We start from the raw sequence: 15,340 nt of genomic DNA, 5'->3' as shown, positions 1-15,340 counted from the left end.
CAGATATATTGATGTAACAACAGGTTGTTCGACCTCGCGCACCAGGATCCTGCCACCGATTGCAAGAGTGAGGATAGGAGGAGGCCAAACGCCTGAGACGAAGCCCTTCGCCGGGAGGCGATGGGGCCATGGCCGGCGCGAGGCTGAGGGTGGACTTCCGTACGCTCCCCGAGGAGCTGCGAGCAGGGTTGAAGGCGATCATCGCCGATCGTCCCGAGCACTTCTGTGTGGCGGGCGAGCCGACCGGCTGCGCGTGCCGTGACGACCAGTGCACCCCTATCGACCTCACCTTCGCTCGGGATGAAGCGCTGCAGGACAGGCTGTCGCTGGCGGTCGACGTGGAGCAGGATGGCCGAGAGGTACGGGTCGCCTACGGGCAGAAGGCGGCAGCGTTCCGGGCGCTGGGGCGGCTGCTCGGCCAGCTCGTCTCCGGCAACGGCGACGGCGTCGCCATCTCGCCGTTCCGCGAAAGATCCCGGTTCGATACCCTGGGGATCATGGTCGACGCGTCCCGCAACGGCGTGTTGCGGGTCGACGTCGCCAAGCGGCTGCTGCGCCACGTGGCGCTGATGGGCATCAATGCGTGCATGCTCTACACCGAGGACACCTACGAGGTGCCGGGGCGGCCCTTCTTCGGGTACCTGCGTGGGCGCTACACCCGCGACGAGCTCGAGGAGCTCGACGACTACGCGTTCGACCTGGGCATCGAGATGATCCCCTGTATCCAGACGCTGGCCCACCTCGAACAGGTTCTGCAGTGGCCGGCTTTCCAGGAGGTCCGGGACACGGCCAGCGTGCTCCTGGCCGAAGACGAGAAGACCTATGAGCTCGTGGAGGAGATGATCCTGGCCGCCAGCAGCCCCTTCCGCACCAAGCGCATTCACGTGGGAATGGACGAGGCGTGGGGGATCGCCACCGGGCGCTACAAGGAGTTCCATGGCGAAAGGCGTCCCTTTGACGTTCTCAACGCCCACCTGGGGAGGGTGCGGGAGATCTGCCGGCGGCACGGTCTGCGGCCGATGATCTGGAGCGACATGTACTTCCGGCTCGGTTCCAAGACTCACGATTACTACGACAGGGATACCGTCATCCCCGAGGACGTCAAGCGGGCCATTCCCAAAGACGTCGATCTGGTCTACTGGGACTACTACCACCTCGACCCCGGCTTTTACGCGGAGTGGATCGATCGCCACCGGGAGCTGGGGTCCGACCCGGTGATGGCAGGCGGCGTCTGGACGTGGGATCGGTTGTGGGCTTCGCTGCCGTTTTCGTTCACGACGACGGACGCCTGCATGCGGGCGTGCAAGCAGAAGGGTCTGCGGGAGGCGTTCGTCACGATGTGGGGCGACGACGGCATGGAGTGCGATGTCTTGAGCGCTCTGCCGGGGATCCAGTTTTTCGCCGAGCACGGTTATACAGCGGGGGAGGCGGTCGACCAGCACCTGCTGCGCCTCAACTTCCGGGGCGCGTGCGGGGCCGATGCCGACTTCGACGACTGGGTGAAGGCGAGTGAGGTCGACGCCCCGCCAGGCGTCGACGACCCGGGCAAGAGCCACGCCAACCCCGGCAAGTGGCTGCTGTGGCAGGATCCCCTGCTGGCCGTGATGGACCCGCTGGTGGAGGGCTTGCCGCTGCGGGAGCACTATGAGAGGCTGGCACGGGCGCTGTTTGCGGCGGCAGAGAAAGCGAGCCGGAGCAAGAGGCAGGGCGGCGCGAGAGACGACGGACGGCAGGAGGACGGCAGAGCGACCCGAGCGGAGACGGACCGCGGCTTCAACTGGGGCCGGCGGCTCCTCCTCCCCGCCTACCTCGCGCACGCCCTGGCCCTGAAGAGCGAGCTACGCCGGCGGCTGGCCGAGGCCTACGCGAAGGATGACCGGGCCACGCTGCGGCAGATGGCAGCCACCGACATCCCCGCGCTGCAGGCAGCCGTCGACGATCTGTGGAAAGTCCACCGCGACACGTGGATGGCCACGTACAAGCCGTTCGGATGGGAAGTGATCGAGAGGCGGTACGGCGGCCTGCAGGCGCGGCTGGCGACGTTGGCCGACCGGATCGCCGGCTACCTGAACGACGAGCTCGACGCCATCCCCGAACTCGAGGTCAAGCTGGAGAGGCCCATGGAGTCTCCCCCGGGCACGCTGCCGGAAGTGCATTACGCCAGGGTCGCCACGCCGAGCACGATCAAGTGAGAGAGGGCCCGCCTGGTAGAAGCTACGGAAGTGCTGCATGAAGCGGATTGGGGATGGGCCCAATTGGCCCCATCCCCAATCCGCTGGGATCGCGCTCCCAGCCGGTGCCTACCGGAGCAGCTTACCGTTGACCGGCTTTCCTTTCATGAAGGCAGCAATTTCGTCAGCTGCTGCCTTCGGAGAGACTTGTCCCAGCAGCGCCTTCTGGACGGCCACGATGGTCGTTTGCACCAATTCGTCATACCAGGTCACCTGGGGCAGCGCTCGCGCCACCGCAGACTGTGCCCCGAATTGGCTCCAATACGGATACTTCTTGAGGAGCACAGGGTCGTTGTAGAGTTCCTTGAACAGCGGTAGGCTCCCAATAGTCATAGCTCGCTCGCGATCCCGCTCTTTCGAGATCATGAACTGAATGTAGCGCCAAGCCGCATCCTTGTGGCGGCTCGTCTTGGGAATAGCAAACGCCTCGGGCAGCGTCAGCGTGGCCTGTTGAGAAGCTTCCTTGGCAGGCAAGTACCGGGCCACTTCGACCTGTCCGACTACGCGCGAGCGCGACGGGTCGTTGGCATAGCTGTACGTCACCGGAGGTCCCTGGAAGAAGAACGCTGTGGACCCGCGGTAGAAGAGGTCAGCCGCCGCCTCTTGTGACAGCGTCACGCTTGAGGGGTGCACGATCCTGTAATCCCGGAGCATCTTGGTCATGAACTCCAGTGCGTCCAACGCCGGCCGACGGTTGATCGTCACCGTTCCCTGCTGCCGGTCGAAGTAGTTGGCGCCGAAGCTATACAGATAAAAGGCCACAGAGTTGCCCAACGCCCATTCCTGGTTCCAGTATTCGGCTGACGCGTACTCCGCCACTTTGGCCTGCTGCAGCTTCCTGCCCTGCGCGACTACCTCGTCCCACGTGCGCGGGGGCGCCGCGAGCCCAGCCTTGTCCAGCATGGCCTTGTTGTAGAAGAAGAACCGGGTGTCGTTGTTCCACGGAATGCCGAGGACGTGCTCTCCCTGCGTGAAGGTCTTCAGCAACCCGGGCACCAATTCGTCCAGATATGCTTTGCTCGCATACCGTTCCAGAGGCTCGACCCAGCCTGCCTCGGCAAACTTCGCGACCCATCCGTTGTCGAACTCGATGACGTCGTACGTTCCGCCGCCGGTGGCCATGTCCGTGAGTACCTTGTCGGCCACCTCGTCCCACGACATCTGGATGAACTCTACCTGGATACCGGTGGCTTGCTCGAATTCCCGTGTCTGCTTCTCCCAAATGCCCACCAGGTCCATCTCATGGCGAGGCATGATCACGGTAATCCGATCCGCGGCCAGGACGCTACCGCTCAGCGCACCGGCCGACAGTACTGCAACCAAGGTGCCTACCATGAGGCTGCATCGAAAGCATCCGTTCCGGGCCACTTTCACTACCCCCTCCTTATTACTCAGCCTTTGACGGCTCCCGCGGTAAGTCCCTGGACGATGTAACGCTGGAAGGCAATGGCGAGGATGACCGGAGGCAAGCTCGTGAGCACCCCCGCCGTGGCCATGGCCGCGTAGTCCACGCCCAGCTTACTCGAGAACTCGGCGATGACGACGCTCATCGTTTTGGATCTCAGCGTCGAGCTCAGTATGAACGCGGAGAAAAACTCGTTCCACGCGATGATGAAGGCAAAGATCCCCGTGGCAGCGATTCCAGGGGTCGCCAGCGGTAGGACCACCCTGGCCAGTGCTCCTGCTCTGGTGCAGCCGTCCACCCTGGCCGCATCCTCCAACTCCCGCGGAATATTCACGAAGTACCCTGTCAGGACCCAGGTGGTCAGCGGAAGGATGAAGGCCACATCAGCCAGTGCGAGCGCGAGTTGGGTATCCAGCAAGTGAAGTGCGCGTACCGCGGCGTACATGGGTACGATGATTACCACTGCAGGTAGTAGCTGGGTCATCAACAGCCCGCCCAAGGCGAGGTCCCTGCCCCGGAAGCGTAGCCGAGCGAACGCATAACTCGCCATCGCGCCGGCGACGAGCGAGACGATCGTGGCACCTCCCGCCACGGTCAGGCTGTTGACCGCACTGCGCTGCAGACTCCGGTGTACGCTCGTGGCGCCAGGCCCGCCCGTGAGGATCCACACGTAGTTCTCGAAATGGGGTCGCTCCGGCACCCATCTGAGCGGCACACTGGTCAGCTCGATGCGAGTGGATACGCTGCTGATGACCAGCCACGCGAACGGAGCAAGAATCCACGCGCACAACCCCGCGACGGCCAGTAGGACACCCGCCTGGGCGACATGACGCCGCATCCTGCCGCGACGCCCCCTCGGAGTTCTCTCGGCCACCTCCTACGCCTCCACTTCCTGCGAGCCGAGGGTCCGGACGTATATCACGGCCACAACGAAGGCCACGATCCCGAGTAAGATGGCGAGGGCCGACCCGTATCCGAACCGAAGGAACTTGAAAGTCGTCAGGTAGGTGTAGTAAGTGAGCAGATTGGTCGCGTTCGCCGGGCCTCCTCGAGTCATGATGTAGACAAGGTCGAACTCCTTGATGGCCCAGACGGTCTTGATCGCGAGCGTGACGGCAATCACCGGCCTCAGCATGGGCAACGTGATGGCTGTAAACCGCCTCCACACAGTCGCTCCGTCTACCATCGCCGCTTCGTACAGCTGCGATGGGATGGTCTGTAGAGCCGCATGGAGAAGGATGACCGCGACGGGGGTCTCCTTCCATACGTTGGCCGCTACCACTGCCAGGAAGGCAGTGGTAGGCTGCCCCAACCAGATCTGATAGTCCTTTGCCAGACCGGTTTGAACGAGCAGAGCATTCAGAACCCCGTAGTTCGCATCGTATATCCACTTCCACATGGTGCCGTTGACGACGTACGGCAGGGCCCATGGCAGGAGAACGAGACCCCGAACCACGTTGCGAAGAGGAAACCGCTGGTTGAGGAGTAGAGCGATGAGTAACCCCAACACGGTTTCAACCGGTACCGTCGCCAAAGCGAAGTAAAGGGTCCGGGTAAGGGCCATGCGAAACTCCGGGTCGCGAAAGGCTCGGAGGTAATTGGCCAGGCCCACCCACGTGCCACTCGAGGGATCGGAAAGCACTAGCCCAGTCAGGCTCATGGCTACCGCTCTCACAATGGGGTATGCCAACACAGCCGCCACCAGTAGAGCGGCGGGCAAGACCAGTACCCCGGCGAGGCTGCCCTGGCGATCCAGCCAACTCCGCTTCATCAGCGTATGCCCCGTCCACGCTGCGCCATGAACTCCATCACGCGTTCCAACGACGGGAAGCCAGGTGTACCGCCCGGATAGGTCGTCGCGATCGCCCCGCACGCGTTGGCAAAGGCCAGGCGGCTCTCCACCGGTGCCCCGGCGAGCCACTGCACGATGAAGCCTGCATCGAAAGCGTCCCCGGCTCCCGTCGTATCCACCGGGTCGACACGAAATGGCGGGCTTTCGACGAGCCTTCCGTCACGGCTCACGGCAAAGGCCCCATCCTTCCCGCGCTTCACGACGACCATTTCGCGTACCGTCTCGCAGACTGCCCGCGCCGCGTCATGAGGGTTTTGGATGCCCACGTCGCCGGTGAGCGTACGAGCAATTCCCAGGAGCTCCACCTCGTTGAGCATCAGCACCGTCACCCAGGGAAGCACGTTCTCGAGGCCCGCCCATCTCTCTGCCGGATCGTGCCCGGGGTCGAGGGAAGTCGTCATCCCCGCTTCCACCGCCGTACGCAGGATGACGGGCAGGTCGTGCTGCAACGCGGTCTGGAGAAAGAAAGAGCCGGCATGGAGGTGACGCGAGCCCAACACCGCCTCGAGGTCGACATCCCTGCCCTTCATGGCGGCCATGGCCCCGGGGAAGGTGATGAGCATACGTTCGTCCGTTCCGGTGATGGCGACCGTGACGCCCGTCTTCACTGACGGGTCGACCTTCACGGAGGTCGCGATCCCTTCGTTTTTCAACGCCTCCACCATGAACCGGCCGAACCAGTCGGCCCCGACCATCCCCACGAACCGTACCCGGATCCCAAGACGGGCGAGGATGGTAGCGCAGATGGCCGACGAACTCCCAATCGTGATGATCGCGTCCTCCACCACCCGCTCCCGCCCGGGAGCCGGCTTGCCCTGCACCCGGCTGAGGACGATGTCCGGGTTGAGCTCGCCGAGCACCGTAACGTCCGATGCTTGCTTCATGCGCCCGGCCTCACCCAAGCTCTATCGAGCGCCGCAGGTGACGCGGGTGGTCGGGGTCGAGCCCCTTGCGCAGGCTGATCGCATACGCCAGCCGCTGCAAGCGGACGAGCTCCACCATGGGGTCGTGCTCCGCCTGCACGACCCGTGCCCCGAGCGCCCCGATGTCGCGGGCCAGGGCGGCCATCCGTTCGTCCGAGGGGTCGAGGATCACGACGAGCGTGGAGGGGCCGGCGCAGCTCATGGGCCCGTGGCGGTACTCCAGCGGTACGTAACGCTCGGTCCACAGCAGTGCCATCTCCTGCGCCTTGAGGGCCGCCTCGCACGCTACCCCGAAGCGCCAGCCCGAGCCCAGGACGACCAGGTGGTCCACGCCTTCAGCCGGAAGGGGGCTCGTCATGACCCGCTCGAGCAGATCCGGCAGCTCTCCCGGCAACGGCCGACCGGCCAGGCGATCCACGGCTGCCCGCAAGAGCAGCAGAGCGCTCGTCGCCGAGGAGGTCTGCACGACGCTTTGCTCTCGCACCCACTCGAGCAGGATGGAATGGTCCACGCGTGTGGCCAGGGGGTTGCCGGGGTCACACGTGACCGAGACCCGGGGCCGGATCGCCGCCCGATCGGCCGCCTGGGCCGCCTCCAGCACCTCGGTCGTGGTACCGCTGCGGCTGATGAAAAGCACGGCCTCTCCGGGATTGGGGCGGTACACGGAAGCGGCCACCGCCCGGGCTGCCACGCCAAGGGACTCTCGCGCATACTCCGCTGCCGCGGTGGCGACGTAGTAGGACGAGCCGGCTCCCACCAGAGCAACCCGCCCTGTGCCGAAAAGCTCCCGGAAGACGGGCTCCCAACGGCTGACCGACTCCAGCGTTTTCCGCCACGCCGACGGCTGGCTCGCAATCTCGGCCTCCGTGAAGGTCATGCCTGCAACCCCCCCGAGCCGGAGGGTAGCACGGCAACCGATACGAAGTCAACATGTCTATGCACGAACGTGATTGTATCTCAGCCGTGCAATGCGCCCGGTTGTCAGATCCCCACCAAACCGTGGGCCCACGCGGCACTCAATGCAGGAGAGCCCGGCACCGGCGCCAATCCTTGCGCTGTCCGCCTGAGTAGACGCCACCCGGAAGGACGGTGGGGGCCGTGTCGACGCGCATCGCTGCCCAGCTTTACACGTTGCGCGAGATGCTCCGGACGCCGGAGGAGATCGGGCAGATCCTCCGGCAGGTCAAAGCGGCGGGGTACGATGTCGTGGAGCTCTCCGGACTGGGCCCTGTGGACCCCCAACACTTGCGGGACATGCTGCAGGCGGCAGGCCTGGCCGTCTGCTCGACGCACAATTCCTGGGAACGCCTGCGTGCCGAGCCCGAGGCCGTCTTGCGGGAACTTCGCCTGTGGGGCGCCACGTACACGGCGGTCGCTTCCATGCCGCCCTCTTACCGGCACGAGGCCGGCTACCACCGGTTCGCCGCCGAACTCAACGAGCTCGCCGCCCAGTATGCCCGGGAGGGCGTCCGCCTGGCCTATCACAACCACAGCTTCGAGTTCGAGCGGTTCGGTGCGCGGAGCGGGATGCAGATCCTGCTCGACCAGGCCACCCATTACGCCCTCGAACTCGACACTTACTGGGTGCAGCACGGCGGCGCTGACCCGGCCGCCTGGATCCGGCGGGCGGCGGGCAAGCTGCCGGCCGTGCACCTCAAGGACATGACCATCCTCGACGGTGTGCAGGCCATGGCCGAGGTCGGTGAAGGCAATCTGGAGTGGCCGGCCATCTTGAGCGCATGCCAGGAGGCCGGGGTCGAGTGGTACGTGGTCGAGCAAGACGTCTGCCGCCGCCCGCCCCTGGAGAGCCTCGCCATCAGCCGGCGCAATCTGGAGCGCCTCCCGGGCACCAAGGAACGGGTGCGGTCCTTTTTCGGCCGGTACGCGGCCCATTACGGCACGAGCGCCGGCCACCGGCACGGCTCCGACCTGGAGCGCCTCATCGAGATGCTGCGCCCCCGGCCCGGCGAGCGGGCTTTGGACGTCGCCACCGGCGGGGGCCACACGGCCTTCCGCCTGGCGAATCACGTTGCCGAGGTGATCGGGCTCGACCTGACCGAGGCCATGCGTGACCCCTTCGAGCGAACGGCCCGGGAGCACGGGCTCCACAACGTGCGGTTCCACGTCGGGGATGCGGAGCACCTGCCCTTCGAGGACGGCGCGTTCGACGTGGTGGTCTCCCGCCGGGCACCGCACCACTTCGCCGACATCCGGCGGGCGCTGGCAGAAATGACCCGGGTGCTGCGTCCCGGTGGAAGGCTCGGCATCGCCGACATGAGCCCTCCGGAGGATCCGGGCGCGGCCGCCCTGTTGAACGCGCTCGAACTCGCACGCGACTCATCTCACGCAAGGGCCTATACGCCAGGTGAATGGCGGGAACTCGTGACTCGCGCAGGCCTCGAGGTGACGCACCTGGAGACGGTGTCGGCCGACGTGCCGTGGGAACAGTGGCTCGCCCCCATCTCGCCGGACAGCCCGGAAGGCAAGGCCGCCGCACGGCTCATCCAACAGGCCGATGCGGCTGTGGTCGGTCGCATCGTATCCCCCCGGCCGGCCGCGGCCGGCGGGCCCGTGGTGCACCGGCTTTGGACCGTGTTGCTAGCCGCCAAGCCGCTGGCTCGCCCGTAGCCGTTCGCCGTGGAAACGTCGCTCGGCTCCACTCCGGTGAGAAGCGGCCCCGCTCGATCGGCAGGGCCGCCCGACTCCGCCCTGAGTTGCTCGACACGGATCTAGCGAACGGTCACCGTACCGTGCATCCCGAGTTCGTAGTGGCCGGGCACCAGGCAGGCCATCTCCCAATCGCCCTGGTGGTCGGCAGGCACCGTGAAGTCGAGGCTGGCCTCCCCGCCGGGTTCGACCTCCAGCTCCCCCAGATCCTCGACCTCCGCGGCCGCCTCGCCCGCCTTCAACAAGACCTCCACGCCGCTGAAGAAGTTGGTGCGAAAGCTATGCGTGCCCCCCGAGGTGACCAATCCCCGGCCGATCATCAGCTCGTGCTCTGTCGTACCCCGGTTGCGGACCACCAGATGGTAGGTTTGCCCGGGTTTCAGTGTGATGCGGGACGGCGTGAAGTGGTAATCCCCCATCTCCAGGACCAACGTCGTGCCCCCGGCGCCCGCGGACGGCTCGTCTGAGTGGCCGCTCTCCGCGGCCAGCGCCCCTGCTGCGAGCCCCAGCACCACCGTGACCGCCGCCGCCACGATGCCCATCCCCCGGATGCCCGGCCTCGGCACTTCGACCTCCGTCATGCCTGTGGGACCCCCCTCTCGGATCACATTGTAACCGTAAGCAACGTCCATTACTTACCATCCGCGGAAACTTATGGACCGAATGCCAGGCCTGTTACTGGAGACCGGTTCCGAACGCCTCGGCGACTCACGCGAAGGATCTCCCTCCGTCCTGCCTGTGGCGAGCTGGTTTCCCCGTACCGAAGGATTGACAAACTGCACGCTGTACTAGTACTGTGCAACACGCGCGCGGCCGGCGTGGCCAGCGACTGCAAGTGGTGCACCCCGTCGAAAGGCAGGCAAGCTGGTATGCACATCCTGGAGCTGCACGGCGTCACAAAGGTCTACCTGCACGGCCGCGCCGAGGTTGCGGCCCTGAGGGGCATCGACCTGGCCATCGACCCGGGCGAGTTTGTCGCCATCGCCGGGCCGTCGGGCTCGGGCAAGACGACGTTGCTCAACCTCATCGGCTGCCTCGATACGCCGACGGCCGGCAGCATTCGCCTCGACGGGCGCGAGCTCGCCTCGCTCGACGCCAACCGGTTGGCCTACATCCGCCGCCGGGAGGTCGGCTTTGTCTTTCAGTCCTACAACCTCATCCCGGTGCTGACGGCGTACGAAAACGTGGAGCTCCCCCTGCGGCTCGCCGGGGGCCTCTCTGACGCCGAGATCCGCCGCCGCGTTCTTACCATGCTCGCCGAGGTAGGCCTCGCGGGACTCGAACGCCGCCGCCCTGCCGACCTCTCCGGCGGGCAGCAGCAGCGGGTCGCCATCGCCCGCGCCCTCGTCAAGGCGCCCAAGCTCGTTCTGGCCGACGAACCCACCGCCAACCTCGACTCCGAAAACGGCGAGGCCGTGCTCTCCCTCATGCGTACGCTCAACGCCCGCCGGGGCGTCACCTTCGTCTTCTCGACGCATGACCCCCGCGTGATGAAGCACGCCCGGCGGCTCATCGAGCTGCGCGACGGCCGCATTGAGAAGGACGAGAGGCGGTAAGGGCCATGGTACGTTACTTCCTGCGCCTCGCCGCCCGCAACCTCTGGCGCCGGCCCCGCCGCACGGTGCTGACCTTCCTGGCCGTCGCGGTCGGGCTCTGGTATTTCATCTTCCTGGACTCCTTCTTGCAGGGGCTTGGGCGCGACTCGGTGCGCAACCTCGTGGAACTGGAAACGTCCCACGTCCGCATCCACGCCGCCGGATACTGGGACAAGCGCGACGAACTTCCACTCGACCCCCTCATCGAGCGGCCTCGCGACATCGTGCGCCGGGTCGCTGCCGTGCCTGGCGTCGAGGGCGCTACCCCCCGCCTGGTCTTCGCCGCGCAGCTCAACAATGGCGTCGACGAGCTCCCGGTCACGGCGGTCGGTATCGACCCGCAGGCGGACGGCCGGGTCTTCTCCCTGGAAAAGTACGTGGTCCAAGGCCGCTGGCCCCAGCCCCATGACGAGGCCATGGGGCCGGGTGTCGCCCAGGCCATGCTCGGTAAAGCGGTGGCCGAGCTCATGGGTCTCGGAGTGGGCGACACCTTTACGCTCGTCACGCGCACAAGGAGCGGCGCGATGCAGGCCATCGACCTGCAAGTAGCAGGCCTCCTCGACAGCCCCCACCCTGGGGTCAACGCGAGCACGGTCTACCTGCCGCTCCAGGCCGCCCAGCTGGCGCTGGGAGTCGGAGACGCCGCCACGGAGGTCGACATCCGCGGGACCGGCGAAGGCCACGCTGCAGCGCTCCAGAGCGAGATCGAGCAAACGGTGGGCGCCAGGGCGCAGCCGGCTCTGAGCGTTCACGCGTGGCAGGCGATGGCCCAGGACGTCCTGGCCATGATTCAGGCCGAACGCGCCTATGACATGGTGTTCCTCGCCCTGGTCTTCGTCATCGCGCTCGTCGGAGTCGTCAACACGGTGCTCCTCGCCACCCTGGAGCGCACGCGCGAGATCGGCACCCTCAAGGCGATGGGGATGACGACCCGGGAGATCGCGGGGGTGTTCATGGCCGAGGCGGGGTTGGTGGGCGTGCTGGGCGGCGTAACGGGGGTGGCAGCGGCCATGGCTACGGAGTTCTGGTTCGTCAACTACGGGCTCGACCTGACCCCGCTTCTCCGGGACGTGGATGTCGGCTATCCCCTGTCGGGGGTCTTCACGGGCGCCTGGAACCCCGTCACGATGGCCGGCGCTTTCCTGTTCGGCGTCGCCGTCTGCCTGGTCGCCAGCGCCCTACCGGCTCGACGTGCCGCCCGGCTGGATGCCGCAGCCGCGCTCAGGAACCTTTGAGCCATGGGAGCTCTTTCTTGAGAGGACGACGAGCATGCCGTACGTCGTGCGGATGGCCTGGCGCAACCTGTCGCGCAACCGGGCTCGCACCCTGCTCAGCGTGGGGGCAGTGGCCGCCGGGGTGGCCGTGGTGATCCTGCTGAAGGGGTTCGTCGACGGCTCGGTCGACACCGTGCTCGGCAACACCATCCGGCTCACCTCGGGCCACGTACGCATCATCCGCCCCGAGTACCGCCAGAAGGAGCGGCTCCTGTCGCTCGCCTACCCGGTCGAGGGGTTCCACGGCGAGGGATTCGAGGCCGTGGTGGAGGCCACGCGGGGGCTGCCGGGCGTCACGGAAGCGTTCGGCCGGATTCGCTTTGGAGCCCTCTTCTCCAAAGGGGAAAGGACTCGAGGGATCATGGTGATCGGCACCGACCTGGCTGCCGAAGACCGCGTGGCACACCTTTCCCGGTTCGTCGATGAGGGGAGGCTTCCGAAGCCGGGGGAGAAAGAGGTGCTCCTCGGCAAGGATCTGATGGATAGTCTGGGACTGCAGGTGGGCGGGCGGGTCACTTTCCTTTTCCATGATGCCTTCGGCGCGCTGCGGGCGGCGACTTTCACCGTCTCCGGGCGCATGCGAAGCGGTCTGCGCCTCCTAGACGAGGGTAGCGCCTATCTCCCGCTGGATCGGGCGCAGGCCCTTCTGTCGATGCCGGGGGCGGTGACCGAGGTCGTGGTGTTCGGGGCGACGCAGGGAAGCGCCCAGAGCATCGCTTCGGAGGTGCGGGCTGTCCTCCGGGAGAAAGGGGCCACCGAGGCCTACCTGGCCATCCCGTGGCAACAGCACAACGCCATGGTCCGTTACCTGACCACCGTCCAGGTCGTCTTTTCCATCGTGTACGGGCTCGTCATCATGCTGGCCTGTTTCGTGGTGTTCAACACGTTTTGGATGATCGTCAACGAGCGGCGGCGGGAGTTGGGGATGCTGGGCGCGCTGGGGTTCACGCCGAGCGACATGCTGCGGCTCGTCCTGGCCGAGGCAGGGCTCATCGGCCTGGTGGGCAGCGCGGTGGGGGCAGCGGTGGGAAGCGGCGTCAACGAGTGGCTCGCCCACGCAGGGCTCGACGTCAGCTCGTACGTCCGGGCCGCCGGTAAAGATCTCCTGTACTTCCCCGTGCTCTACCCCGTGCAGAGCTGGGAGACGACCGCGGTGGCCTTCGGTCTAGGATGGGCCATCACGGTGCTGGCGACCTTGAGCCCGGCGTGGACGGCGACCCGCACCCGGCCCACGGAGGCCCTGCGCAGCGTGTGAGGGCGTTGCCACGGAATGCACCAGAGTGAGGGCGGAACGCCAGGAGGAGGCGAACGGTGTGAGGATTCGAGCGGCGGCAGCGGCAGCAGTAGGAGCGGTGATCCCGGCCGTAGCCGCAGCAGTGCTTGCGGGCAGCACGGCGTGGACAACCGGCAGCGCAGTCCGGGCGATCGCCAGCGGTGCGGCGGCCCGATCGGCAGGCTCGCCCGTGGACGCCGCCACCATCCTCGAGCGGGTGGACGCCAACGCCCGCATGCCCACTGCCTACATGGAGGCGTCGCTGGTCATCGAGTCGGGCGGGCGGCGCATGACCAAGACCATGCGGATCTGGGAGGAGGGCAACGGCAGCAAGGCGCTCGTCGAGTTCACCAACCCCGGAGACCGGGGGACACGCTACCTCAAGGTCGGAAGCGAAATGTGGATCTACTCCCCCGAGGCGGAGGAGGTGGTGAGGATCTCCGGGCACATGCTGCGCCAGGGCATGATGGGCAGTGACTTCTCCTACCAGGACGCGCTCGAGTCCGAGCAACTGCGAATGCTCTACGACGCCAGCCTCGCGGGCGAGGAGCTCGTCGACGGCAAGGCGTGCTACGTCCTCGAACTCACCGCGAAGCCCGGCCGTGAGGTCTCTTACTACCGGCGCAAAGTCTGGGTGAGCCAGGCGGAGTGGGTGGCCCTGAAAGAGGAACTGTACGCCCCCAGCGGCAAGATCCTCAAGCGCCTGAGCGCGCGCGACGTCCGGCGCGCCGGCGAACGCTACTACCCGGCCGAGGCCATCATGGAGAACTTGCTGCGCCGGGGCACCAGGACCACCATGACCATCACGCGGCTGGACATGGGCGTGGAGATCCCGGCCGGCACGTTTTCGCTCCAGCGGCTGACGGGACGGTGAAGGCCGTGCGGACGCATCGCCAACAGGAGCGCGGATGCCGGAAAGCGTGGACGGGGACATGGCTCCTCGCGGCCGCCTGGGCGGTCGTTGCGGCGCTGGCTGGCCCCGTGGCGCCAGCAGCCACGGGGAGCGGCCTGGAGGTAACGGGCGAGCTCATGACGGAGGTGGCCGCCTCCGGCACCGGCGGGACGTGGGATTGGGCTGTCCGGGAAAAGCTCCGCATCGGGCTGAGGGCAGCCCCTGACCCCGGAGCGGGCTCCAGCATGCAGGGAGAGCTGGCCTTCTCGTCGGCGAGTCAGACGGGGAGCCCATCCCCGCCGGGCGCACCGCCGATGCGGGTGGACCGGGTGGCGGTGCAGTGGAACGATGGTGCCACCCGCGTGACCCTTGGTCGCCAGCGCATCGCCTGGGGCGTCGGGTACGCCTTCAGCCCGATGGACCTGTTCAACCCGCCCAACCCGCTCGATCCGACCGGGCCGAGGGTCGGAGCCGACGCGTTGGTCGTGCGCCGAAGCACCGGGCCGCTTTCGTTCTGGTCGCTCGTCGCCGCCCTTCCACCCCCGGGTCCCGGCGCCTCTGAGGGATCCGGGCGTCCCCGGGTCGGGGCGATCTACGGCGAGCACGTGGGCGAGACGGACCTTCGCGCCGCCTACCTGTCCGACGGGGCAGACGGTTACCACAAGATAGGGGCAGCGGCCCGGGGCGACCTCGGCTCCGCCGGCTGGAGCCTGGGCTGGCACGGAGAGATTCTCCACGAGAGGCCCTGGGGCAGTAGGGTTCTTGCCGGAGCCGGTGCGAACGCGGCGACGGGCGGCGACCGGTGGCAGGCCGTGCTCGGCCTCGAGCGTAGCCTGCTCGACGGCCGGCTCTTCACTCTCACCGAATACCGGTACGTAGCCGGCGGCTCCCTCCCGTCACCCGCCCGCTACCTTGCCGCGCACGCCGCCTACTCACTGGATGAGTTCACGAGCCTCGACGCCGGCGTCGTGGTCGACCTGGACGGCCGCGCCGCGTGGGTTGAACCTTCCTTGAAGGTAGCCGTCGATGATCGGCTGCGGGTCGAGCTCGGCGCCGGCTTTCCCGCCGGCCCGAAGGAAAAGGTTCTCTCCTCGTTGACGGGCTGGGGCCTCTTGCCAGACGCTGTTGGGACGTTTGGCGGTCCCGTGCCCGACGTGGTGGCCATAGCGCGAGCGCGCTACACCTTTTGAGCGCGCCTGAGGGCGATGAACCGGGCAGAAACGAGCCG

At 66.8% G+C, this 15,340-nt stretch carries 13 protein-coding genes; 7 read left to right on the top strand and 6 right to left on the bottom strand.

Annotation, left to right across the window (positions count from 1 at the left end):
• The first annotated feature begins 128 nt into the window (after positions 1-128).
• The gene (locus U7230_RS00440) at positions 129-2,192 is read left to right on the top strand and encodes a beta-N-acetylhexosaminidase (RefSeq protein ID WP_324716792.1); all 2,064 of its coding nucleotides are present in this window, start codon (positions 129-131) and stop codon (positions 2,190-2,192) included.
• Between the two features lie 108 nt (positions 2,193-2,300).
• Here U7230_RS00440 and U7230_RS00435 read toward each other — a convergent pair whose 3' ends face one another.
• Genes U7230_RS00435 through U7230_RS00415 form a run of 5 tightly spaced genes read right to left on the bottom strand, consistent with a single transcriptional unit; the run spans position 2,301 to position 7,288 of the window.
• Positions 2,301-3,566, bottom strand: a complete 1,266-nt coding sequence (locus U7230_RS00435) for an ABC transporter substrate-binding protein (RefSeq protein ID WP_324716791.1) — start codon at positions 3,564-3,566, stop codon at positions 2,301-2,303.
• Positions 3,567-3,622: 56 nt separating this feature from the next.
• A complete protein-coding gene (locus tag U7230_RS00430; protein WP_324716790.1) occupies positions 3,623-4,474 on the bottom strand; it encodes a carbohydrate ABC transporter permease in 852 nt (283 codons plus the stop codon).
• A gap of 39 nt (positions 4,475-4,513) precedes the next feature.
• The gene (locus tag U7230_RS00425) at positions 4,514-5,407 is read right to left on the bottom strand and encodes a carbohydrate ABC transporter permease (protein WP_324716789.1); all 894 of its coding nucleotides are present in this window, start codon (positions 5,405-5,407) and stop codon (positions 4,514-4,516) included.
• Positions 5,407-6,372: a carbohydrate kinase family protein gene (locus U7230_RS00420; RefSeq protein WP_324716788.1), complete on the bottom strand. Its 966-nt coding sequence runs from the start codon at positions 6,370-6,372 to the stop codon at positions 5,407-5,409. Before U7230_RS00420 ends, U7230_RS00425 begins: the two co-directional genes overlap by 1 nt.
• A gap of 10 nt (positions 6,373-6,382) precedes the next feature.
• Positions 6,383-7,288, bottom strand: a complete 906-nt coding sequence (locus U7230_RS00415; RefSeq protein WP_324716787.1) for an SIS domain-containing protein — start codon at positions 7,286-7,288, stop codon at positions 6,383-6,385.
• A 221-nt stretch (positions 7,289-7,509) separates the two neighbouring features.
• Between U7230_RS00415 and U7230_RS00410 the strand changes: the two genes are divergently transcribed.
• Positions 7,510-9,039, top strand: coding sequence for a methyltransferase domain-containing protein (locus tag U7230_RS00410; protein WP_324716786.1), 1,530 nt, complete (start codon positions 7,510-7,512; stop codon positions 9,037-9,039).
• 101 nt (positions 9,040-9,140) lie between these two features.
• On the opposite strand, the gene U7230_RS00405 is transcribed toward U7230_RS00410, so the two are convergent.
• Positions 9,141-9,659 (bottom strand): cupredoxin domain-containing protein, encoded by a 519-nt coding sequence (locus tag U7230_RS00405; protein ID WP_324716785.1) that lies wholly within the window; start codon positions 9,657-9,659, stop codon positions 9,141-9,143.
• A gap of 288 nt (positions 9,660-9,947) precedes the next feature.
• On the opposite strand from U7230_RS00405, the gene U7230_RS00400 reads away from it, so the two are divergent.
• Genes U7230_RS00400 through U7230_RS00380 form a run of 5 tightly spaced genes read left to right on the top strand, consistent with a single transcriptional unit; the run spans position 9,948 to position 15,302 of the window.
• On the top strand, positions 9,948-10,634 hold the full coding sequence (locus tag U7230_RS00400; protein ID WP_324716784.1) for an ABC transporter ATP-binding protein: 687 nt from the start codon (positions 9,948-9,950) through the stop codon (positions 10,632-10,634).
• A 5-nt stretch (positions 10,635-10,639) separates the two neighbouring features.
• Positions 10,640-11,908, top strand: a complete 1,269-nt coding sequence (locus tag U7230_RS00395; RefSeq protein WP_324716783.1) for an ABC transporter permease — start codon at positions 10,640-10,642, stop codon at positions 11,906-11,908.
• Between the two features lie 34 nt (positions 11,909-11,942).
• Positions 11,943-13,202: an ABC transporter permease gene (locus U7230_RS00390; RefSeq protein WP_324716782.1), complete on the top strand. Its 1,260-nt coding sequence runs from the start codon at positions 11,943-11,945 to the stop codon at positions 13,200-13,202.
• Between the two features lie 58 nt (positions 13,203-13,260).
• On the top strand, positions 13,261-14,094 hold the full coding sequence (locus tag U7230_RS00385; protein WP_324716781.1) for an outer membrane lipoprotein-sorting protein: 834 nt from the start codon (positions 13,261-13,263) through the stop codon (positions 14,092-14,094).
• Positions 14,095-14,099: 5 nt separating this feature from the next.
• Positions 14,100-15,302 carry a hypothetical protein gene (locus tag U7230_RS00380; RefSeq protein ID WP_324716780.1) on the top strand — a complete coding sequence of 401 codons (1,203 nt, stop codon included), beginning with the start codon at positions 14,100-14,102 and terminating at the stop codon, positions 15,300-15,302.
• Positions 15,303-15,340: the final 38 nt, after the last annotated feature.

This window comes from Limnochorda sp. L945t, from assembly GCF_035593305.1.
Lineage (GTDB): Bacteria > Bacillota > Limnochordia > Limnochordales > Geochordaceae > Carboxydichorda > Carboxydichorda subterranea.
The sequence above is the reverse complement of the archived record's forward strand: the minus strand, read 5'-3'. Positions and strand labels throughout refer to the sequence as shown.

Excerpts from the sequence above, each read along its gene's own strand:
- U7230_RS00440 (WP_324716792.1), top strand. The coding sequence starts at position 129 with ATGGCCGGCGCGAGGCTGAGGGTGGACTTCCGTACGCTCCCCGAGGAG.
- U7230_RS00435 (WP_324716791.1), bottom strand. The coding sequence starts at position 3,566 with ATGGTAGGCACCTTGGTTGCAGTACTGTCGGCCGGTGCGCTGAGCGGT.
- U7230_RS00430 (WP_324716790.1), bottom strand. The coding sequence starts at position 4,474 with ATGCGGCGTCATGTCGCCCAGGCGGGTGTCCTACTGGCCGTCGCGGGG.
- U7230_RS00425 (WP_324716789.1), bottom strand. The coding sequence starts at position 5,407 with ATGAAGCGGAGTTGGCTGGATCGCCAGGGCAGCCTCGCCGGGGTACTG.
- U7230_RS00420 (WP_324716788.1), bottom strand. The coding sequence starts at position 6,372 with ATGAAGCAAGCATCGGACGTTACGGTGCTCGGCGAGCTCAACCCGGAC.
- U7230_RS00415 (WP_324716787.1), bottom strand. The coding sequence starts at position 7,288 with ATGACCTTCACGGAGGCCGAGATTGCGAGCCAGCCGTCGGCGTGGCGG.
- U7230_RS00405 (WP_324716785.1), bottom strand. The coding sequence starts at position 9,659 with ATGACGGAGGTCGAAGTGCCGAGGCCGGGCATCCGGGGGATGGGCATC.
- U7230_RS00400 (WP_324716784.1), top strand. The coding sequence starts at position 9,948 with ATGCACATCCTGGAGCTGCACGGCGTCACAAAGGTCTACCTGCACGGC.
- U7230_RS00395 (WP_324716783.1), top strand. The coding sequence starts at position 10,640 with ATGGTACGTTACTTCCTGCGCCTCGCCGCCCGCAACCTCTGGCGCCGG.
- U7230_RS00390 (WP_324716782.1), top strand. The coding sequence starts at position 11,943 with ATGCCGTACGTCGTGCGGATGGCCTGGCGCAACCTGTCGCGCAACCGG.